The sequence below is a fragment of the Ruegeria sp. D1(2025) genome, from assembly GCF_056536425.1.
In genome coordinates this window covers 55533-74690 of the sequence record NZ_JBQFPO010000005.1, presented here as the reverse complement: position 1 = coordinate 74690, position 19158 = coordinate 55533, and the positions used below count along the sequence as shown (strand labels likewise).

Genomic DNA, 19158 nt, shown 5'->3' with positions numbered 1-19158 from the left:
CCAAGGTGTTGCCCAATTGGGCGGATGTTACGCGACGATCTCCAATCCGGCCTGACCACAGACCTCGACGATGTGGTCGTAACCTTTCTTGGAGTATTCATAGGGTGGCGCTTTGGCAGGGTCCTGCTCGGCCTCGACCACGATCCAGCCGTCGTAATCCATCGCTTTCAGCGCATTGGACACGGCCTGAAAGTCGATGCAGCCATCGCCCGGAACCGTGAACGCGCCGGCAATCACCGCATCCAGAAAGCTGCGGTTGTTCTCGCGCACGTCCTGCACGACCGCCGGACGGATGTCCTTGAAATGGACATGGTGCACCCGGTCGCCCCAGCGGCTCAGGGTGGCCAGAACATCCCCACCGCCAAACAGCAGGTGGCCGGTGTCGAAACATAGCTTTACCTCTGAGCCCGACCCTTCCATCAGCCAGTTCACGTCATCTTCGGTTTCGATGATCGTGCCCATGTGGTGGTGGTAGGCCATCGGCATACCCTGATCCGCCATCCATTTCGCCAGCTCGGTGATCTTGGCGGCATAGGCCAAGACCTCGTCCCTGGACAGTTTCGGGCGGTTGTTGACCGGGGTGCCGATCTGACCCTGCACGGTGTTCGAGCATTCGGCATAGACGATGCACGGACTGTTCAGAGCCACGAATTGCTCGACCTGCTCGCGCACGGCCTCACGCTCTGTCGCGAAATCGTTGACCAGTGACGCGCCCGAGCACCAGCCACCGCATAGCGCGATATCATTGCCTTCCAGATAGGCGCGCAGCCCGTCAGTGTCGCCGGGCATCCGCTGGCCGCGTTCGACACCGGTGTAACCGATCTCACGCGACTCCTTCAGCGCTTGCTCCATTGTATAGGCGGCGGTCAGATCCGGCAGGTCATCATTTTGCCAGGCGATCGGAGAGATCCCGATTTTCACGCTCATTTCGTGTTTCTTTCCTTGATGGCGACTTCATAGGCCGCGCGCTTTTCATTCACTTCAGGGCGGATGCTGACCTCGGGAACCGCCACTTCCCACCATGTGCCGCCATATTCGGTCGAGGGGTACGGATCGGTGTCGATCACCACCACATAAGGTCCTGTGACCTCGCCACGTTTGGCAAGCGCATCTTCCAGTTCGGCAATGCTGCTGACCTTGACCGATGTCGCTCCCATCGCCGCCGCATGGGCTGCAAAATCAATGGCCGAGGGGTTCTCATGCACCGCATGATCCAGCAGGTTGTTAAACTCGGCCCCACCCGTACCCATCTGAAGACGGTTGATGCAGCCAAAGCCGCGATTGTCGGTAATGACCACGGTGAAAGAGACACCCATCATCGCCGCCGTCGCCATTTCCGAGTTCGCCATCATATAGGTGCCGTCGCCTGTAAAGCAGATCACGTCCCGATCGGGCTGGGCCATCTTGATGCCCATCGCCCCCGCGATCTCGTACCCCATGCAGCTAAAGCCGTATTCCATGTGGTAGGCACCGGGGCGCGGCGCTTTCCACAGCTTGTGCAACTCACCCGGCATGGTGCCCGCCGCGCACATGACCACTGTATCGTCATGCGCGGCGCGCTGAACCGCGCCCACCACCTGCATGTCCGTGGGCAGGGCATTGCCGTCGCCGGGCGCGTCTGTCAGTTTGTCGACCTTGCCGAACCATTCCGCCTTCAGCGTGTCAGCCACGGGATCAGCGCGGTAGCCCTGAAGAGCGACGCCCAACTCCTCCAACCCGACACGCGCATCAGATTGCAGGGGCATCGCGCCATGTTTCTCGGCGTCATAGGTAGCAGTGTTCAGGCAGACCATCTCGCGTTCGGGGTTCGAGAACAGACCCCACGAGCCGGTAGTGAAATCCTGCAAACGCGTACCGATGCCCAAGACCAGATCGGCTTCGGCGCAGATATCATTGGCGGGTTGCCCGCCGGTCACACCAATGGGGCCCAGATTCAGCGGATGATCCCAGGCCAGCGCGGATTTGCCCGCCTGCGTCTCGGCAATCGGAATGTTGTGCGTTTCAACAAAGCTTTGCAGCGCATCGGTCGCGCCTGAATAGTGCACCCCGCCGCCGGCAACGATAACCGGGCGTTTTGCTGCCCTGATCGCGGCCACGGCGCGGGCCAGTTCGCCCTCGTCCGGGCGGATGCGGCGTTGATACCAGACACGGGGTTCAAAGAAACTTTCGGGGTAGTCGTAGGCCTCGGCCTGCACGTCCTGACAGAAGGCCAGCGTTACCGGCCCGCAATCGGCGGGGTCGGTCATGGTGCGGAAGGCGCGCGGCAGCGCCGTGAGCAGGTGCTCGGGGCGGGAAATACGGTCGAAATAACGGCTGACCGGTTTGAAGCAGTCATTGGCGCTGACGGTACCGTCTCCGAAATCCTCGATCTGCTGCAGAACCGGATCGGGACCGCGCGTGGCGAACACGTCGCCGGGCAGCAGCAGAACCGGCAGCCGGTTCACATGGGCCAGCGCCGCTGCCGTCACCATGTTGGTGGCGCCGGGACCAATTGACGAGGTCACGGCCATGGCACGCGTGCGGCGCATTTGTTTGGAATATGCAATGGCCGCATGCGCCATGGTCTGCTCGTTATGACCGCGATAGGTTGGCAGGCTGTCCCTTACACCATGCAAGGCCTCGCCCAGACCGGCCACGTTGCCGTGACCGAAAATCGCCCAGACACCGGCGATGAAAGGCTCTCCGCCCTCGTTCATCTGTGCCCCCAGATAGCGCACCAGAGCTTGCGCGGCGGTCAGTCGGATTGTCTTGCTCATCTTGATCCCTTTCAACACATGCCGCTGCGGGCAATCTGTCGGGTTTCGCATTTTTGAAGGTTTCAGGCGCATGAACCGGCCTGATCAGGGTGCGGCCGTCTGGTGCCACGGGGTTTGGATGGCCCACCTGTTGCGGCGGAACATCCTGTAGTTCGTCGCTCAGACGGTCCCGCCGAGCGATCCTTCGAGCTGGGCCATCTCCTGACCGCCTGCCATCAGGTCCTGCAACTCTTCCGGCGTAATCTCGCCACGCCTTGCAGTGCCCAGAGTCTTGCCGCGGTTCAGCACGGTAAAGCGGTCGCCCACCGCCAGCGCGTGGCGCACGTTGTGGCTGATGAAGACAACGCCAACACCCTGGCTGCGCACCTTGTCTATGGTGGCCAGAACGTTCGAGGTCTGGCGCACACCTAGCGCTGATGTCGGTTCGTCCAGGATCAGGATCTTGGCACCGAAATAGACAGCGCGGGCGATGGCAACGGTCTGACGCTCCCCCCCGGACAGGGTGCCCACAGCCTGATCCGGCCCACGTAGGTTGATACCCATCTTGCGCATCTCTTCCATGCAGACATCGTTTGCCTGATCGACGTCGAACCGCTTGAGCAGACCTTTGCCCTTGGTAGGCTCGCGGCCCATGAAGAAATTTCGCGTCACGCTCATCAGCGGGATCATTGCCAAATCCTGGAACACGGTCGCAATGCCCGCCTCCATCGCATCGCGCGGCGTGTCGAAATGCAGGGGCCGACCTTCGAAAAAGATCTCGCCCTTGGTGGGTTTGTGCACGCCGGACATGGTCTTGATGAAGGTGGATTTACCCGCACCGTTGTCGCCCAGCAGACAGTGGCATTCCCCGGGCTTGACGTCAAAGCTGACGCCGGCAAGGGCGATGATATTGCCAAAGTGCTTTTCGATATTTTTCATTTCCACGATCGGGGCGGCATCGGTCGCGTCGCCGTGGTGAAACTTGGTGTCTTCGGTCATATCAGCGCTCCCCGGTTACGCGTTTACGGATCGCGTTGTTGAACAGAACGGCGATCAGCAGCATGGCGCCCAGGAAGACCTGGAACCAGTCCTGATCGAAGTCGGTATAGGTGAGGCCGATGACAACCATGCCGAAGATGATCGAGCCAAAGAACGCCCCGATGGCCGAGCCATATCCGCCGGTCAGCAGACAGCCGCCGATCACTGCGGCGATGATCGCCTCGAATTCTTTCTGGAAGCCCCGGCGCGCATCGGTCGAACCAGCGTCCATCACCGTGATGATCGCAACCAATGCGGCGCAGCATGCGGTCAGCATGAACAGCGAAACCTTGACGCGGTTGACCGGAACACCTGAGTTCGAAGCCGCAACCCTGTCCCCGCCCGAGGCGAAGATCCAGTTTCCGACCGGAGTGCGCAGCAGCACATAAGTCGCCGCCAGCGTGATGACGATGAACCACAGGATTTCGACCGGGATACCCGGCACCTTGGGCGCACCGCTTTTGAACGTGTCGATCATGCCGTTGGCCGCCAGCCAGGCGAACAGGCCGCCGAACGCTTCGCCGGAAAAGAATGGTGCCAGCCAGTCGTTTTCGACCGCATCGCGCACGCCGCGCAACTGGGTCGAGCCGCCTGTCGCCATTTTCAAACCAACCAGGGACAGGCCGCGCAGAATGAACAGAAACGCCAGCGTCACGATGAACGATGGCAGGCCCGAGCGGATCACGATATTGCCGTTGATCGCACCGACACAGGCCGCGAACAGGAATGTCATTGGGATGGCGAAGATCAGCGGCAATTGCCAGGTCACGACGCAGACGCCGAAAAACAGCCCCGAGAACGCGACCATCGACCCGATCGACAAGTCGAACTCTCCGCCGATCATCAGCAGCGCGGCCCCGATGGCCAGAATCCCCAGCTGCGCGGCGGGGGTCATGAAGTTCATGACGCCGGCAAGGGTAAACATCGACTCATCCGCAGTGATCGCAAAGAACACGAAAACCAGGACGGCACCTGCCATGGCGCCCAACTCAGGCCGTTTCATGAGTTTGGTTAGGAACGGTTCTTTCTTGACCCTTTCGTCCGATACGACGGGCGCTGACTCACTCATGGTTTCCTCCCAATTCGGTGAGATCGGCGCGCTGGCGCCGATCCTGTTGTTTGCCGGAACTTTCCGGGATTAGCGGATGCCCTGCGCGGACAGGTCGATCACCTGCGCCGCCTTTTCCTGCGTGATCAGGTTCGGACCCGAAGGCACGTTGCCGCCGGGCATCAGGCCATATTTGGCGTGCAGACCCATAAAGTTCACCGACAAGTAGCCCTGCAGATACTGCTGCTGGTCGATGGCAAAGGCCGCGTCGCCATCCGCGATCGACTGCAGGAAGTTTGCCGACAGGTCGAACGAGGCGACGTTCACGTCGCGGCCAGACCCTTTGACGGCTGCAACCGCAGGCTCACCGGCCGAGCTGGCACCCAGCGCCATGACGGTGTCGATGGCTTCGTTAGCGGCCAGCGCAGCAGCCACCTTCGATTCGATTTCCGACGGATCGTTCGAGGTCGGCAGAACTTCGACATTGCCGCCAAAACCTTCGGTGAAGCCCGCGCAACGCAAGTCAAGCGCGACGTTGCCCACCTCGTGGTTGACGCAGATCGCCGTGCTGCCGCCCATCGACGCCAGTTTTTCGCCAGCAGCCTTGCCCGCGTCGAACTCGTCCTGACCGACATGCAGCAGGGCGCCCAATTCCTTGGAAACATCAGAACCCGAGTTGATCGAGATCACCGGGATACCGGCTGCAACTGCGCGTTCGATTGACGGGCCAAGCGCATCCGCATCCGGGATCGAAACGATCAGACCATCGGGTTCCTGGTTCACGGCAGCGTCGATCAGCTGCGACATGGCCACCATGTCGAAAGTTTCAGGCGCGCGGTATTCGACGTTCACGCCCACGTCCTTGCCGGCCTGTTCGACACCGTTCTTGACGACGTTCCAGAAGGCATCATTGGCCTGGCCGTGCGAAACGACAACAATCTCCTGCGCAAATGCAGGTGTCGCCAGCGCCAGAGCCCCTGCTGCCAGTGCGCCCTTTACGAACTTATTCATTCTGTTTCCTCCCATTAGAACAGTCTATTTTCGTGTCGGGGTGTCAGCCCCAATCATTCGGCAGCGCCGAATCTCTGCGACTCCGATCTGATACGGAGCTGATGTCAGTTTGAAGCATTCCGGTCATTTTGCAACCGGTTTCAAAATTTCAGACATGTCAACCGGCCTTCCGGACTGCGTCGACCGCGTCGCGGCCTCGGCCATTGCAAGCGCGGCAACCCCGTCTTCCAGCGTCACCGGCAGCGCGGCACCCGTCAGGGCCGCCTGTACAAACGCATCCCATTCCGCCTGATAGGCCGGCATGTAACGCTCCAGGAAGAAATAGGTTGGTTTCGCCCCGACAACGCCTTTGTCGGTGGATTTGACCACCGTGTTTTCCAGCATATTGTGAGCCTGCAACAAACCCTCAGAACCCAGCAGTTCGACGCGCTGATCATATCCGTAGGCCGCCCGGCGGGAGTTCTTGATGACGGCTATCCGACCATCATCATAAGTCATTGTAACAACAGCGGTATCCACGTCTCCGGCCTTGCCGATTTCGGGGTCCACAACCGATGTCCCCACGGCGGAGATGGTTTTTGGCAGCTGACCCATCAGATAATTCGCCATGTCGAAATCGTGGATCATCATGTCCCGGAACAAGCCGCCGGACACCTTGATATAACCGACCGGCGGTGGAGCGGGGTCGAATGAGGTGATCGACAACATTTCGGATTTGCCGATTTCCCCTGCGTCCAACGCAGCCTTAAGCGCGGAAAAATTGGGGTCGAACCGGCGGTTGAACCCGATCATGACAGGTTGGCCACTGTCCGCCGTGGCCTTTTGACAGGCGATGGCGCGTTCGAGGTTCAGATCAACAGGTTTTTCACACAGAACCGCCTTTCCGGCACGGGTTGCCGCTTCGATCAGGCCGGAATGAGTGTCCGTTGGCGTGGCGATCAGCACCGCATCGATTGCCGGGTCCGCGATGATGTCGTCAGAACTGCGGGCCTCGGCCCCGGTGTCCGAGGCAAGGCCTTCAGCCGCCTCTGCCACCGCGTCGGACACAGCACATAGCTGGCTTTTTGGGTGGGCGGTGATCGCCTGCGCATGCACGCGGCCGATACGTCCGGCCCCCAGCAATCCGATCCTCAGCATTCAATTCTCCCGAATCCTTTATTCGCGTGACAGAATGTTTCGCTTTGCAACCGGTTGCAAGATGTTTTTGCGCAGTGCTGAAAATTGGTGCAGAATCCGGTCGCATGAGCCTGTCAGGCCCGATGTGGCAGGCCCGGCTTTGCCGTGTTCTTCGTTGCCGGATCTGCTGCCTGACTGCACTTGAAGCGTGCCTACGACACACCGTTTGCAAAAACAGCTTCGGCGATTTTGGGGTCAACGACGACCACGTCGACAGTGGCGATATCCTCAAAAATCTCTGCATGCAGGGTGTCACCCAGAACGTCCTGCATCTGCGCCTTGTGGCCATTGATGGATGCGTTCAGCACATCCGCGTATTCCGTTGGCGTCAGCTTTCCGGCAGCAAGCTTCGTGTAGGCATCCAGCAGGTCATGACGCAACTGGACGATCATTTCCTGATGCAAATCCACGTGCGATTGCATCAGTCCCGGATGTTCGTTTGGAGATACCAAAAACTCTGTTTCTTCCGAACACCGCGGGTAGCGCTTAGTCAGGCAGCCGTCGCAGATGCTTTTCCACTTTTTGACACCCAGACCGTCAATGGCCAACAGACCCAACCGCCCGTAAAGCGTGTGCGTCAGATTTGTCCAGCCCTTTGATTTATAACCTTTTGCGTCGTTCACTTCGAGCCCGGCCGTACACATGATCCTGTTGGTCGCCTGATGGCAGACACCGTCGAGACCGTACCGGATTCCGGCCAGACCCTTTGTCAGCGGGTCGGTTCGCATTTGCGACAGGCAATCACATTCGGGTTGAAAGGCCATTCCATGACCAATGGACCGCTGATTTTCGTCGTGATCGCCCCCGCAAGGCCACAGGTAGTTCCGCTTACCGGCATCATCGTATCCAACCGCATATGTATGGTCGGCATTCGATTTGATCGGATCGATAAAAGCGCCCTGCGCGAACATCTCGACCTTGCGCTCTTTGTAAGGGTCATAGATTTCGAACTCATCGTGCCATAACCGGTGGCGCTTCCCCTTGACCGGGTGAAAGACTTCGGCGTTGACAAATCTAGGCCTGATTGGATCGATACTCAGCCGAACGACCACCTCGTAGTTTGCAAGCGTCCATTTGTGGCTGTCCTGACCGTCCCAATGACCTTTGGCGGGGTCCAGAGTGATGCGGTAGGTGTGGTCCTTGCAGCCTGTTACGCTTGTTGGAACCTCAATCCTGGCTTTAGGGAAATCCACATAGACTTTTCCGTGAAACTTCACCGTGATTCCGGGCGCAACGCTCAGCTTTTGTGTCGGGATTTTGTATGTTCGCATAACAATGACCTTTCTAAAATATTCGAAAGGTACATTGATCGGGCCAATCCGTCTGTGACGTATTCACGAAGCGCACAGAACACAGCCCGAGTTCGGGCCGCGTGTCCCCAGCCTAACCCACGACGTAAACGCCGCTTTTTGGCCGGTAGAATATCTTCTGGTCGTGAAGCCGCCCCAACAATTCCTGAATGTCGCGAAGCGTTTCCTCGCGCTTCGATTTCTCGTCTTCATCCTCTTGCGCAGATGCGTGAGACTGCGATGCCAAAGCGATCCGGAGAGAGCTTTCGATCAGGTCGATGTCCTTGACCGACAGTTCGAACATGTCGTTGTAGCGGGGCATTTCGAAACCTCCTGGCTGGGCGCAGGTTTCCAGACTGCCCCACGTCGCGTTTTATTACCACTTTTTCGTTACGGTGCGGGAAATCGTTGGGCCTATTGGATGGCAGAGTATGGCCACTCTCCAAATTTCGAACAGGCCTTTAATAAAGATCCGTTGAAAATCTTCGCCCAAACGAAAATAAAACCACGCGTTTGCAAGCTCAGGATGTTAACCTGTTGTTGTAAAATGGCGATCCCTGAAGGACTCGAACCCTCAACCTGCTGATTAGAAGTCAGCTGCTCTATCCAGTTGAGCTAAGGGACCGCTGCGCCCTTCTTGCGGTTTTTACGGGCGGGGTTCAAGGGCCAAGCGCATGAAGGCGCTGTTGAGGTCGTCTTCATAACCGTAGATCGGCCCGCAATACGCATATCCCAGCGCCTCATACAACTTTCGGGCCGCGTCATATTCGGGCAGGTGGTCGGCACCGGTTTCCAGAACCAGGGCGGAAAACCCTTCGCTCTGCGCCAGAATTGCCAGGTGGTTCATCATGGTGCGCGCCAGCCCGCGCCCGCGCACTTCTGAGATGATATGCACGGATTTCACCTCGGCCGTACCGTCCGGCAGGGTCTTAAGCGCACCGCACCCGACCGGCTTGCCGGCCTCATACATCGCCCAGAACCGAATGCCCGGCCCTGCCAGCGACTCGGCGTCCATGGTGTGGTTGCTTTCTGCAGGCCCTGCCGTTTCGCTATGGGCAAAATGCGCCTCGACCACCGGGCGCAATGCGTCCGAGGTTGGGTCGGCCTCGCGGATTTCGATCATTCAATGGGTCCAGGGACCGCGCCGGTCGGTTGCGAAATTCTCGCCATAGCCACGGGCACGCAGGTTCGGTTTGCGCTTGTGCGGTTCGCTGACAACCGCATCAATCCCATTGCTCTTGGCATAGTCCAACGCTTCTTCCTTGGTGTCGAACTTGAGACGCACCTGGGTCTGTGTGTCACTGGATGAGGTCCAGCCCATCAACGGATCAACCTCACGCGCGGATGCAGGGGCGTATTCCAGAACCCACTTGCGGGTCTTGGCCATCCCCGAGGTCATCGCATTCCTTGCAGGCTGGTAAATCCGTGCGCGCATGTCGCCCCTCCGTACTCACTTGGCTTTGGATGTTATGCGTCAGAGCGCGCACGGGGACAAGTCCGCAATTGTCGCGGCGCGCCCGCAGGCTTTCGGCATCGCCCGGCCCTTCTGATGCCAGAAACTGTCATCATGGTCTTCTAAATATTGTTGAACCCCATGACGAGGATAGACAGATGATCCATCACGAAAGAACCCTGGAAATCGATGCCCGGCCCGAGGCCATCTGGTCTGTACTGAGCCGGTTCATGAATATCGACGAATTCGCTCCTCAGGTAAAATCCGTGGATGCCTTGACACGAGGCCAGAATGGCGTGGGATCAAAACGGCGCTGCCACTTTGAAAACGGCACCTCATTGGTAGAAGAAGTCACGGACTGGCAAATCAACCGGGGCTATCGTGTTCAACTGTCGGACATGTCTGCCATGCCTTTGGCCCAAGCGCACGCAGCGATTGCTATCGAACCACTTGAGAACAACCGCTCAAGGGTGGTCTGGAGCATGGACTTTCAAATGAAATATGGGCCTCTGGGTTGGCTGTTGGGGCAGATGCTGCTGAAGCCGATGATCGGGCGGGTTTTGGACCGCAACCTGAAAGCGCTCGCTGAGAAAGTGCAGTCGGACCACATTCCTTACCTGCAGTTTGCCTATTATTAGAACTGCGCATTCCAATCCGGATCAGCCCTTGCAGTTGGACAAAATAAGAACAAATGTAGGGGTCTGACCCGGAGCCTGCCTATGCCCTATGCCCATTCCGACAAGACCCAACTGACCGCAGAGGACGTGCGCGCGCGCCTGAAACTCGAGGGCGGCAAGCAGTTTGTCATGCACACCGAATTTGCGCCGGCAGGTGACCAGCCCACGGCCATCAAGGAACTGGCCGGGGGTGTTCTGGACGGCGAACGCGATCAGGTGTTGTTGGGCGCGACCGGGACGGGCAAGACTTTCACCATGGCCAAGGTCATCGAGGAAACCCAGCGCCCTGCCATCATTCTTGCGCCGAACAAGACGCTGGCGGCGCAGCTTTATGGAGAGTTCAAAGGGTTCTTTCCCGAAAACTCGGTCGAGTATTTCGTGTCCTACTACGACTATTACCAGCCCGAGGCCTACGTGCCGCGATCGGACACTTACATAGAAAAAGAATCCCAGATCAACGAACAGATCGACCGGATGCGCCACTCGGCCACCAGGGCGCTGCTGGAGCGCGATGACGTGATCATCGTCGCCTCGGTCTCCTGCATTTACGGCATCGGCTCGGTCGAAACCTATGGGGCGATGACGCAGGACCTGAAGGTGGGCCACGAATACGACCAACGGCAGGTGATGGCCGATCTGGTGGCCCAGCAATACCGGCGCAACGATCAGGCGTTTCAACGCGGGTCTTTCCGGGTGCGGGGCGACAGCTTGGAAATCTGGCCCGCCCACCTTGAGGATCGCGCGTGGAAGCTCTCGTTCTTCGGTGAGGAACTGGAACAGATCACCGAATTCGACCCCCTGACCGGTGAACGCGCCGCCACGATGGAACAGGTGCGGGTCTATGCGAATTCCCACTACGTGACGCCCAAGCCGACGATGCAGCAGGCGATCATCGGGATCAAAAAGGAACTGCGCATCCGGCTGGACCAACTGGTCGGAGAAGGCAAACTGCTGGAAGCTCAACGTCTGGAACAACGCACCAACTTTGACCTTGAGATGCTCGAAGCCACCGGCGTCTGCAACGGGATCGAGAACTATTCGCGCTATCTCACGGGGCGTGCGCCGGGCGAACCGCCCCCGACCCTGTTCGAATTCATCCCCGACAACGCCATCGTGTTCGCCGACGAATCCCACGTCAGCGTCCCACAGATCGGCGGCATGTACCGGGGCGACTATCGGCGCAAGTTCACGCTGGCCGAGCACGGGTTCCGCCTGCCCTCCTGCATGGATAACCGCCCCCTCAAGTTCGAGGAATGGGACGCCATGCGCCCGCAATCCGTCTTCGTCTCGGCCACGCCTGCCAAGTGGGAAATCGAACAGACCGGCGGCATCTTCACCGAACAGGTGATCCGCCCCACGGGCCTCTTGGACCCGGAGGTCGAAATCCGCCCCGTCTCGATGCAGGTAGACGATCTACTGGACGAGGTACGCAAGGTCGCCGCCAATGGCTACCGCACGCTGGTCACCACGCTGACCAAGCGCATGGCTGAGGACCTGACCGAATACCTGCACGAACAGGGCATCAAGGTCCGCTACATGCACTCGGACATCGACACGCTGGAACGCATCGAAATCCTTCGCGACCTGCGGCTGGGGGCGTTTGACGTACTGGTCGGCATCAACCTGCTGCGCGAAGGGCTCGACATCCCCGAATGCGGGCTGGTCGCCATTCTGGATGCAGACAAAGAGGGGTTCCTGCGCTCGGAAACCTCGCTGATCCAGACCATCGGCCGCGCCGCGCGGAACGCCGATGGCCGCGTGATCATGTATGCCGACAAGATCACCGGATCGATGGAACGCGCCTTGGGCGAAACCAACCGCCGCCGTGCCAAGCAGCTTGCCTATAATCAGGAACACGGCATCACGCCCGAGACCGTGAAGAAGAATGTCGAGGACGTTCTGGCCGGTCTCTACGAAGGCGACGTCGACATGAACCGCGTCACCGCCACCATCGACAAACCGATGCACGGCGCCAATCTCGAGGCCCATCTGGACGGGTTGCGCGACCAGATGCGCAAAGCCGCCGAGAACCTGGAATTCGAAGAGGCCGCCAATATCCGGGATGAGATCAAACGACTGGAAGCGGTCGATCTGGCCGTCGCCGACGACCCCATGGCGCGCCAATGGGCGGTCGAGAAAGCCTCGGAAGACGCGGTGAAATCACGCGGACGCTCAACGGCTGGCAGGCCCGGGCAGCGGGGTGGGAATGTGAAGCGGCGGAAAAGGTAGAAATCTACTTGAATTGAACTTGATTGTTTCGGATCTGGCCTCGCAAAAACAAGTCTTGATGAGTTATGTGAGGGAAGTGTTCTTCCCAATCTCTGAAACGATCATTTGTCACTATGCGCGCATTCAATTGTTCCGCGTCGGTGATCAACAAAGGATCTGCAGGCGTCCCTTTTGGGGCCACTGAAATTCGTCGTGCTGGATATCGAAGAGCTTTGGAAAGGTTAGTGGGGTTCATGTACCGGCCGGAAACCAAATAACCGATGTTGGCATCAAACCAGACTATGGGTTCAAACCCGTCCGAAACCAACTTTTCAATGACTAATTTGACCGAATGCAAAGCTGGTTTATCGTTTTCCCAATAAAGCACGTTCGACCCGTCGATTACGACCCACTCTAATCGTTTTCGATGCCTGTGCCTGGCCAGCAGGACAACAGCGAGAACGGTTCCTACCGCTCCAGCCAACAGCGGCAAAGTTATTATTGGGCCGAAGATCACGACGGACAAAAGTACGAATAAAATAGAAACAATTAGAAGAAGCAGTAATCTTATCATACGAGGATTGATAGCGAATTTATAAAGCTATGCAATATAGAGATTTTCCGGCTTCACTGCCAAAAGAATGACAGACTTCGTTGCTGAGAAATCTTACTATCGCACTTCAGCAGGCGATCAATGTTATGCCGCCAAATGCGCCGCGCGCTGCCAGATTTCCGCCCAGCGCGATGTGCGCGCGTCGCAGGTCTCCGCGTTGGTGCGGGAAACGCTTGCACATCCCACTAGGATTTAGAAAATGAGGGCGGGTAACCCCGCCCAAACCTTTACCCCTTGTCCCAATGCGCAATCACATCGTATCCCACCGGTGAGGGCGGGCCTTCCATGAATTCGGCGAAATGGCCCCACAGTTCGGCCACTTTGGGCGCGTTTGCGTTCGAGGTCGCCTCGCTCTCGACGACCGAGATCACATAGCCCGAACCGTCCTCGTTCATCACGTTGGTAAAGCTGTGTATGCCGGGCATACCCATAATCTCGGACTTCAATGCGTTCATCTTCGCCGTCGCCGCCTCCCGCGTGCCGGGCTTCATTTTGTATTGAGTAATTCGCGCAAACATCACTTTCCTCCCTCGTCTGGCGAAATTGCCAATTGGCGGGGCCGGAGCGGCCTCGCCGGGCGCACCCTAGCACGACAGCGCGAAATCTCGCATTGATACGAGGGATTTGTGGGCGTTTTCAACTATACGCCTGACCGTATCCGGGCAGCTGACACTTCAAGGTTGCAGCCCAGCGCCCGCTGCTTCACGTTTGAAATCACAAATTGTGATTCCAAACGGTTGCCATGACGAGCCCAAACACTCTGCCCTCAACCCATGAAGTCCAAAGCGCCATTCATCGGGTACGCGGTACCCGTGTGGTGCTGGCCGAGGATCTGGCACAGTTCTACGGAAAGTCCGTCAGCGCCTTCAATCAGGCCGTGTCGCGCAACAAGGACCTGTTCGAAGGCTACCGCTTTCAACTGACCGACGCCGAGGTCGCCGATTTGCAATCACGGAATGTGATCTCAAAACCCAAGGGCCGCGGCGGGCGGCGGGTCAATCCGTGGGTCTATACCGATTACGGCGTGGCCATCGCCTCGGCCCTGTTCAAGGACCCGCGCGCGATCAGGATCACTCGGATGATTACTGAGGCCTTTGTCGACGGCGCAAACGCTTTGGCCGAAACCCCGCGCAGCGTGCCGGAAATCCTGCCGCCCGAAGGCACCCCCGCCCCGCTGCTGCCAAATGGTGATCAGTTGAGGGCTCTGGCCGAAAACATCCTAGATTCCGGGCAGCAAAGCCTTGTCGATTATATCGCCAACCCCACCACCAAGCGGCAACAGGCAGTGGCGGTGATCATGAAGACGCTGGCCGAAACCGCTGGCGAAGAGGTACGCACCCAGCGGGAACGTTTGCGCCTGAGCATCGCGGAACGTCTGGCCACCGGCGACTATGCGGATGACGATGATCGGAAACGGTTGCTGGACCTGCTGAACGCGATGAAGGGATAGCCGCACTTGCCTCAACGCCGCCAGCGGCTAGTTACCAAAGGATGCGCTTTGTTTTTTTGTCTCTTATCCTAGCCACGCCAGCCTCCGCATGGGAGGCCACGGTCGGGTCGATTTGCACCTTGTCGCACGACACGAGCACGGCCGAAATCTTTCTGACCTACGACCCCGCGCAACCGCTTTATACGCTGACCATCACCCGCAAGACCGAGCGTTGGACGCAGGCGCCGTGGTTCGCCATGCGCTTTGACGGCCCGAACCCGATCGAAATCGCGACGCCGCGCCATGTTCTGTCCGAAAACGCCGAATCTCTGACCGTCACGGATACCGGGTTTGGCAATGTTCTGGATGGGTTGGAATACAATCAGACCGCCTATGCATTTACGCAGGACAAGCTGACCGAGTTTCCATTGGACGGCGCGGCACCGCAAGTTCGTATCTTTCGAGACTGCGCTGGGGCCCAGCTGTCCTGATCGGTCGGCGGGCCGGATGGGTCATCGACCCTGCAGCCCCAACTCCGCCCTTACCTTCTTGGTCAGCTTGGACACGACCATTTCGTATGAGGTGACGATATGCTCGCGCAGCGAAGCATCGCTCATCCCGCGCGGCTCATAGACCTGCAGCCATTTCATCCCGCGCGACGCCAGATAGGGCGCGGGGCGGATGCCGGGTTCGTCGCCCAGCACCTCGAAAGCCAGATCGGTAGCCTTGAAGGTGAACGCATCGCGCCCTTCGTTCCAGTCGCAGATCGCGAACACCTTGCCGCCCACTTTCCACACATCCGCATTGCCCCACTGCACCACATGGCTGGTGGCTGTGAGCGAGGCGCAGAAGGTGTTGAATTCATCGCGGGTCATCCCGATGACAGTGCCGGTCCGGGTGAGACGTGGCAATATGCGGCGCGTGTTAATTTTGAAATAGCCGTGACCGGCCGCTCTGGTTTCACGCTTGCCCGAAATTCTCAGCTTTCCTGAAAGAAAACGACCCCGAAATCCTGTCAGGATTTCGGGGCCCAATCACGCGGCGCGGCGCAATCGCGTCAGGATGCCGCCTTCATCAGCCCCTGCTTGATGATCTCGGCCTGCGCCTCATCCAGTGACTTGTAGATGCGCACGAACATCTCATCGATGTCCGCCGGGGTCAGGATCAGCGGCGGCGAAATGATCATGCGGTCACCCACGTGGCGCATTATCAAATTGTTGGCAAAGCAGCGGTCGCGGCAGATATAGCCGATCGTGCCGGGTTCGGACGCGAACTTGGCACGGCTGGCCTTGTCCGGGGTCAGCGCGATTGATGCCATCATGCCGACGATCTTCGCCTCACCCACCAATGGGTGATCGGCCAGAGCCTCCCACTTCTCTTTCAGATAAGGCGCGGCCACATCGCGGACATGCTCAACGATCTTTTCCTCTTCGAGAATACGCAGGTTTTCCAGCGCCACGGCCGCGGCGACCGGATGACCAGAATAGGTGTAGCCGTGGTTGAATTCGGTGCCGCCGATAACTTCGGCAATCTCATCGTTCACAATCGAGCCGCCGATGGGCGCATAACCCGAGCTGAGGCCCTTTGCGATGGTCATGATATGCGGTTTGATGCCAACGGTTTGCGATCCGAACCAGTTTCCGGTTCTGCCAAAACCACAGATCACCTCATCGGCGATGAGCAGGATATCGTATTTGTCGCAGATCCTCTGGATCTCGGGCCAGTATGTGTCGGGCGCGACGATAACGCCGCCTGCACCCTGAACCGGTTCGGCAATAAATGCCGCGACCCGGTCTTCGCCCAGTTCCTGAATGGCTTCTTCCAGCTCGCGCGCACGGGCCAGGCCGAACTCCTCCGGCGACATGTCGCCGCCTTCGGCCCACCAGTTGGGCTGGTTGATGTGGTGGATGTTCGGGATCGGGATGCCGCCCTGCGCATGCATGCCTGCCATACCGCCCAGCGAAGCCGAACCCACGGACGAGCCGTGATAGGCGTTATGGCGGCTGATGATGATGTTCTTGTCGGGCTGGCCTTTTTCGGCCCAATAGGTCCGCACGAGGCGGATATTGGTGTCGTTGGCCTCGGACCCGCCGGCGGCGAAGAAGACGTGGTTCAGGTCGCCCGGGGCCAGTTCGGCGATCTTGGCGGCCAGTGCAATGGCGGGCACGTGGGTCGTTTTGAAGAAGGTGTTGTAATAAGGCAGTTCACGCATCTGACGCGCGGCCACGTCGGCCAGTTCATCACGGCCATAGCCGATATTGACGCACCACAGTCCGGCCATGGCGTCCAGAATTTCTTCGCCTTCGCTGTCGGTCAGGTAAACGCCGCTGGCGCGGGTGATGACGCGGGCCCCTTCCTTTCCGAGTGAGCCGTTTGCGGAAAACGGGTGTATGTGATGGGCCGCATCCAGGGCCTGAAGTTCGGCGGTGGGCATGTGATTGGTTATGATGGACATCCGAGAATCCCCTGCAACGATGGTTGCGTCACACAATATGATCAAATTCTACGCTGTCAATCGAATCACTTCACATTATGCGTCAGTCAGCGTGTCAGCCATCAGTGCCATGCCTTGCTCGATGTCCTGCGCGGCCGCCTTTCCGGCACTTTCCGCATCCCCACGGCGAAGCGCGCCAATAATGTCTTTGTGCCGGTCGGGCAGGCTCTGTGTGCCAAACCGACCGCAGACAACCCGCAGGGACGGACCGAATCGCAACCACAGACGCTCGGCCAGATCGCTGAGAATCGGGGCGTCTGCATGGGAATAAAGCGTCTCGTGAAATTCATGGTTCAGACGCAGGTAACCACTTACGTCACCATCCGCGATGGTGCGGTCCAGTCGCTGGTCGATCTCCTCCAGTCGATCAATCTCCACAGGTTCTATACGCGCGGCAGCACGGCGGGAAAGCTCTGATTCTATTGATATTCTGGCAAATATCACCTGCTCGACATCCTCGTTCGACAAGAGAGGCACACTGACACGGCGGTTGCCCTGAAACACCAGCGCACCGTCCGAAATCAACCGACGGATTGCCTCACGCACCGGGGTCATGCCGACACCGAGAGATTCGGTCAGACCCTGGATCGTCACGGGTTGACCGGGGACCAGCTCACCGAACAGGATCTGCGACTTCAGCCTGTGGTAAACCTGCGCATGTGCCGGGCTTTTTTCATTGTCCGCCGAAGTTCCAGATGGTTTATTTTTGATCAAATCCAATTGCTTCACCCTGTTTGTCTGGACCTGAACCAGCAGCTTTTGGTTCGGGGTGAACCTTAGTCTGTCTTGCAAGAAAATACAAAACTTGATCAAATCTCAAAAAAAGTGAAAATACGCGTGAATAAGCAGGGAGAAGAAAATGAACATCAAAACGCTGACACTGACGGCGGTGGTCGCACTGGGGACTTCGGCAGCATTTGCCGAAGAGGTGCGTGTTTACAACTGGTCAGACTATATCGACGAAGAACTGCTGAATAAGTTCGAGGAAGAAACGGGCCTGACCCTGATCTACGACGTGTTCGACAGCAACGAGGTTCTGGAAACCAAAATGTTGGCGGGCGGCTCGGGCTATGACGTGGTGGTGCCATCCGGCACATTCCTTCAACGTCAAATCCAGGCCGGTGCGTTCCAGAAGCTGGATACTTCAAAGCTGTCCAACGCGGGCAACCTTTGGGATGTCATTCAGAACCGTACCGCAGGGTATGACCCGGACAATGCCTATTCGATCAACTATATGTGGGGCACCACAGGTATCGGCGTGAATGTCGGCAAGGTCAAAGAAGTGCTGGGCGAGGACGTTGCCCTGAACAGCATGGATCTGGTTCTCAAGCCGGAGAACATGGAGAAGCTGGCCTCATGCGGCGTGCACTTCCTGGATGCACCTGCCGAAATCATCCCGATGGCGCTGCAGTATATCGGTGAGGACCCGGACAGCCACGACAAGGATGTAATCGGCAAGACCGAGGAAGTTCTGATGGGTGTACGTCCGTATATTCAGAAATTCCACAGCTCCGAGTACATCAACGCGCTGGCAAACGGTGACATCTGTGTGGCCGTTGGGTGGTCCGGCGACATCCTGCAGGCGCGGGACCGCGCGGCCGAGGCCGAAAACGGTGTGGAAATCGAATACCACCCGTTTGCCGAAGGTTCACTGATGTGGTTCGACCAGATGGCGGTTCCGGCGGATGCTCCGAACCCGGAAGGCGCGCACAAGTTCCTGAACTTCATTCTGGATGCCAACAACATGGCCGCCGCCTCGAACTATGTCTACTACGCCAACGGCAACAAGGCGTCGCAGGAGTTCCTCGAGGAAGACGTGATCGGTGATCCGGCGATCTATCCGGATGAGGCGACCATGCAGAACCTGTACATCACGACACCCTATCCGTCGAAGACCCAGCGGGTTGTGACTCGTCTTTGGACCAAGATCAAATCGGGCACCTGACCGATTTATCGGCGCAGGGCGGCCTTGGCTGCCCTGCGCCTG

At 58.4% G+C, this 19158-nt stretch carries 20 protein-coding genes and 1 tRNA gene; 5 read left to right on the top strand and 16 right to left on the bottom strand.

What is annotated here, in order from left to right; translation table 11 throughout:
* Positions 1-27: 27 nt before the first annotated feature.
* From iolE to ACR1XU_RS13395, 11 genes are all read right to left on the bottom strand, one after another.
* Positions 28-927, bottom strand: coding sequence for a myo-inosose-2 dehydratase (gene iolE, locus ACR1XU_RS13445; RefSeq protein WP_480904367.1), 900 nt, complete (start codon positions 925-927; stop codon positions 28-30).
* Positions 924-2756 (bottom strand): 3D-(3,5/4)-trihydroxycyclohexane-1,2-dione acylhydrolase (decyclizing), encoded by a 1833-nt coding sequence (iolD, locus tag ACR1XU_RS13440; protein WP_480904364.1) that lies wholly within the window; start codon positions 2754-2756, stop codon positions 924-926. Before iolD ends, iolE begins: the two co-directional genes overlap by 4 nt.
* Before the next feature lie 159 nt (positions 2757-2915).
* Positions 2916-3734 carry an ATP-binding cassette domain-containing protein gene (locus ACR1XU_RS13435; RefSeq protein ID WP_170614204.1) on the bottom strand — a complete coding sequence of 273 codons (819 nt, stop codon included), beginning with the start codon at positions 3732-3734 and terminating at the stop codon, positions 2916-2918.
* Between the two features lies 1 nt (position 3735).
* Entirely contained in the window at positions 3736-4842 is a 1107-nt protein-coding gene (locus ACR1XU_RS13430; RefSeq protein WP_170614203.1) for an ABC transporter permease, read from the bottom strand.
* A 69-nt stretch (positions 4843-4911) separates the two neighbouring features.
* Positions 4912-5832 (bottom strand): sugar ABC transporter substrate-binding protein, encoded by a 921-nt coding sequence (locus ACR1XU_RS13425; RefSeq protein ID WP_170614202.1) that lies wholly within the window; start codon positions 5830-5832, stop codon positions 4912-4914.
* A gap of 123 nt (positions 5833-5955) precedes the next feature.
* Positions 5956-6969, bottom strand: a complete 1014-nt coding sequence (gene iolG, locus ACR1XU_RS13420) for an inositol 2-dehydrogenase (RefSeq protein WP_170614201.1) — start codon at positions 6967-6969, stop codon at positions 5956-5958.
* Positions 6970-7160: 191 nt separating this feature from the next.
* Complete coding sequence (locus tag ACR1XU_RS13415) at positions 7161-8279, bottom strand: hypothetical protein (protein ID WP_480904361.1); 1119 nt, start codon at positions 8277-8279, stop codon at positions 7161-7163.
* Between the two features lie 112 nt (positions 8280-8391).
* Complete coding sequence (locus ACR1XU_RS13410; RefSeq protein ID WP_480904358.1) at positions 8392-8619, bottom strand: hypothetical protein; 228 nt, start codon at positions 8617-8619, stop codon at positions 8392-8394.
* A gap of 226 nt (positions 8620-8845) precedes the next feature.
* Positions 8846-8922 (bottom strand) — tRNA-Arg (locus tag ACR1XU_RS13405).
* A 21-nt stretch (positions 8923-8943) separates the two neighbouring features.
* The gene (locus ACR1XU_RS13400; protein ID WP_170679355.1) at positions 8944-9420 is read right to left on the bottom strand and encodes a GNAT family N-acetyltransferase; all 477 of its coding nucleotides are present in this window, start codon (positions 9418-9420) and stop codon (positions 8944-8946) included.
* Entirely contained in the window at positions 9421-9732 is a 312-nt protein-coding gene (locus tag ACR1XU_RS13395) for an ETC complex I subunit (protein ID WP_170614197.1), read from the bottom strand.
* Positions 9733-9908: 176 nt separating this feature from the next.
* Between ACR1XU_RS13395 and ACR1XU_RS13390 the strand changes: the two genes are divergently transcribed.
* The gene (locus ACR1XU_RS13390) at positions 9909-10388 is read left to right on the top strand and encodes an SRPBCC family protein (RefSeq protein WP_480904354.1); all 480 of its coding nucleotides are present in this window, start codon (positions 9909-9911) and stop codon (positions 10386-10388) included.
* An 81-nt stretch (positions 10389-10469) separates the two neighbouring features.
* Complete coding sequence (uvrB, locus tag ACR1XU_RS13385; protein ID WP_480904351.1) at positions 10470-12656, top strand: excinuclease ABC subunit UvrB; 2187 nt, start codon at positions 10470-10472, stop codon at positions 12654-12656.
* Positions 12657-12660: 4 nt separating this feature from the next.
* On the opposite strand, the gene ACR1XU_RS13380 is transcribed toward uvrB, so the two are convergent.
* Positions 12661-13209: an NYN domain-containing protein gene (locus ACR1XU_RS13380; protein WP_480904348.1), complete on the bottom strand. Its 549-nt coding sequence runs from the start codon at positions 13207-13209 to the stop codon at positions 12661-12663.
* Positions 13210-13475: 266 nt separating this feature from the next.
* Complete coding sequence (locus tag ACR1XU_RS13375; protein WP_321249700.1) at positions 13476-13766, bottom strand: hypothetical protein; 291 nt, start codon at positions 13764-13766, stop codon at positions 13476-13478.
* Positions 13767-13990: 224 nt separating this feature from the next.
* Here ACR1XU_RS13375 and ACR1XU_RS13370 point away from each other — a divergent pair, with 224 nt between their 5' ends.
* Both ACR1XU_RS13370 and ACR1XU_RS13365 read left to right on the top strand, forming a co-directional pair.
* A complete protein-coding gene (locus tag ACR1XU_RS13370) occupies positions 13991-14698 on the top strand; it encodes an ORF6N domain-containing protein (protein ID WP_480904345.1) in 708 nt (235 codons plus the stop codon).
* A gap of 56 nt (positions 14699-14754) precedes the next feature.
* Positions 14755-15168 carry a hypothetical protein gene (locus tag ACR1XU_RS13365; protein WP_480904342.1) on the top strand — a complete coding sequence of 138 codons (414 nt, stop codon included), beginning with the start codon at positions 14755-14757 and terminating at the stop codon, positions 15166-15168.
* Positions 15169-15189: 21 nt separating this feature from the next.
* Here ACR1XU_RS13365 and ACR1XU_RS13360 read toward each other — a convergent pair whose 3' ends face one another.
* The 3 genes from ACR1XU_RS13360 to ACR1XU_RS13350 all read right to left on the bottom strand — a co-directional run bounded on the left by ACR1XU_RS13360 (position 15190) and on the right by ACR1XU_RS13350 (position 17891).
* Entirely contained in the window at positions 15190-15552 is a 363-nt protein-coding gene (locus ACR1XU_RS13360) for an MmcQ/YjbR family DNA-binding protein (RefSeq protein ID WP_480904825.1), read from the bottom strand.
* Between the two features lie 182 nt (positions 15553-15734).
* Positions 15735-17132, bottom strand: coding sequence for an aspartate aminotransferase family protein (locus tag ACR1XU_RS13355; protein ID WP_480440817.1), 1398 nt, complete (start codon positions 17130-17132; stop codon positions 15735-15737).
* A gap of 75 nt (positions 17133-17207) precedes the next feature.
* The gene (locus tag ACR1XU_RS13350; protein WP_170807263.1) at positions 17208-17891 is read right to left on the bottom strand and encodes a GntR family transcriptional regulator; all 684 of its coding nucleotides are present in this window, start codon (positions 17889-17891) and stop codon (positions 17208-17210) included.
* A gap of 139 nt (positions 17892-18030) precedes the next feature.
* Here ACR1XU_RS13350 and ACR1XU_RS13345 point away from each other — a divergent pair, with 139 nt between their 5' ends.
* Positions 18031-19116, top strand: a complete 1086-nt coding sequence (locus ACR1XU_RS13345; RefSeq protein WP_170679340.1) for a polyamine ABC transporter substrate-binding protein — start codon at positions 18031-18033, stop codon at positions 19114-19116.
* The last annotated feature ends 42 nt before the right edge of the window (positions 19117-19158 follow it).

What these genes read in the sequence shown, in the direction of transcription:
- iolE (WP_480904367.1), bottom strand. Translation starts at nt 927, where the DNA reads ATGAGCGTGAAAATCGGGATCTCTCCGATCGCCTGGCAAAATGATGAC.
- iolD (WP_480904364.1), bottom strand. Translation starts at nt 2,756, where the DNA reads ATGAGCAAGACAATCCGACTGACCGCCGCGCAAGCTCTGGTGCGCTAT.
- ACR1XU_RS13435 (WP_170614204.1), bottom strand. Translation starts at nt 3,734, where the DNA reads ATGACCGAAGACACCAAGTTTCACCACGGCGACGCGACCGATGCCGCC.
- ACR1XU_RS13430 (WP_170614203.1), bottom strand. Translation starts at nt 4,842, where the DNA reads ATGAGTGAGTCAGCGCCCGTCGTATCGGACGAAAGGGTCAAGAAAGAA.
- ACR1XU_RS13425 (WP_170614202.1), bottom strand. Translation starts at nt 5,832, where the DNA reads ATGAATAAGTTCGTAAAGGGCGCACTGGCAGCAGGGGCTCTGGCGCTG.
- iolG (WP_170614201.1), bottom strand. Translation starts at nt 6,969, where the DNA reads ATGCTGAGGATCGGATTGCTGGGGGCCGGACGTATCGGCCGCGTGCAT.
- ACR1XU_RS13415 (WP_480904361.1), bottom strand. Translation starts at nt 8,279, where the DNA reads ATGCGAACATACAAAATCCCGACACAAAAGCTGAGCGTTGCGCCCGGA.
- ACR1XU_RS13410 (WP_480904358.1), bottom strand. Translation starts at nt 8,619, where the DNA reads ATGCCCCGCTACAACGACATGTTCGAACTGTCGGTCAAGGACATCGAC.
- ACR1XU_RS13400 (WP_170679355.1), bottom strand. Translation starts at nt 9,420, where the DNA reads ATGATCGAAATCCGCGAGGCCGACCCAACCTCGGACGCATTGCGCCCG.
- ACR1XU_RS13395 (WP_170614197.1), bottom strand. Translation starts at nt 9,732, where the DNA reads ATGCGCGCACGGATTTACCAGCCTGCAAGGAATGCGATGACCTCGGGG.
- ACR1XU_RS13390 (WP_480904354.1), top strand. Translation starts at nt 9,909, where the DNA reads ATGATCCATCACGAAAGAACCCTGGAAATCGATGCCCGGCCCGAGGCC.
- uvrB (WP_480904351.1), top strand. Translation starts at nt 10,470, where the DNA reads ATGCCCTATGCCCATTCCGACAAGACCCAACTGACCGCAGAGGACGTG.
- ACR1XU_RS13380 (WP_480904348.1), bottom strand. Translation starts at nt 13,209, where the DNA reads ATGATAAGATTACTGCTTCTTCTAATTGTTTCTATTTTATTCGTACTT.
- ACR1XU_RS13375 (WP_321249700.1), bottom strand. Translation starts at nt 13,766, where the DNA reads ATGTTTGCGCGAATTACTCAATACAAAATGAAGCCCGGCACGCGGGAG.
- ACR1XU_RS13370 (WP_480904345.1), top strand. Translation starts at nt 13,991, where the DNA reads ATGACGAGCCCAAACACTCTGCCCTCAACCCATGAAGTCCAAAGCGCC.
- ACR1XU_RS13360 (WP_480904825.1), bottom strand. Translation starts at nt 15,552, where the DNA reads ATGACCCGCGATGAATTCAACACCTTCTGCGCCTCGCTCACAGCCACC.
- ACR1XU_RS13355 (WP_480440817.1), bottom strand. Translation starts at nt 17,132, where the DNA reads ATGTCCATCATAACCAATCACATGCCCACCGCCGAACTTCAGGCCCTG.
- ACR1XU_RS13345 (WP_170679340.1), top strand. Translation starts at nt 18,031, where the DNA reads ATGAACATCAAAACGCTGACACTGACGGCGGTGGTCGCACTGGGGACT.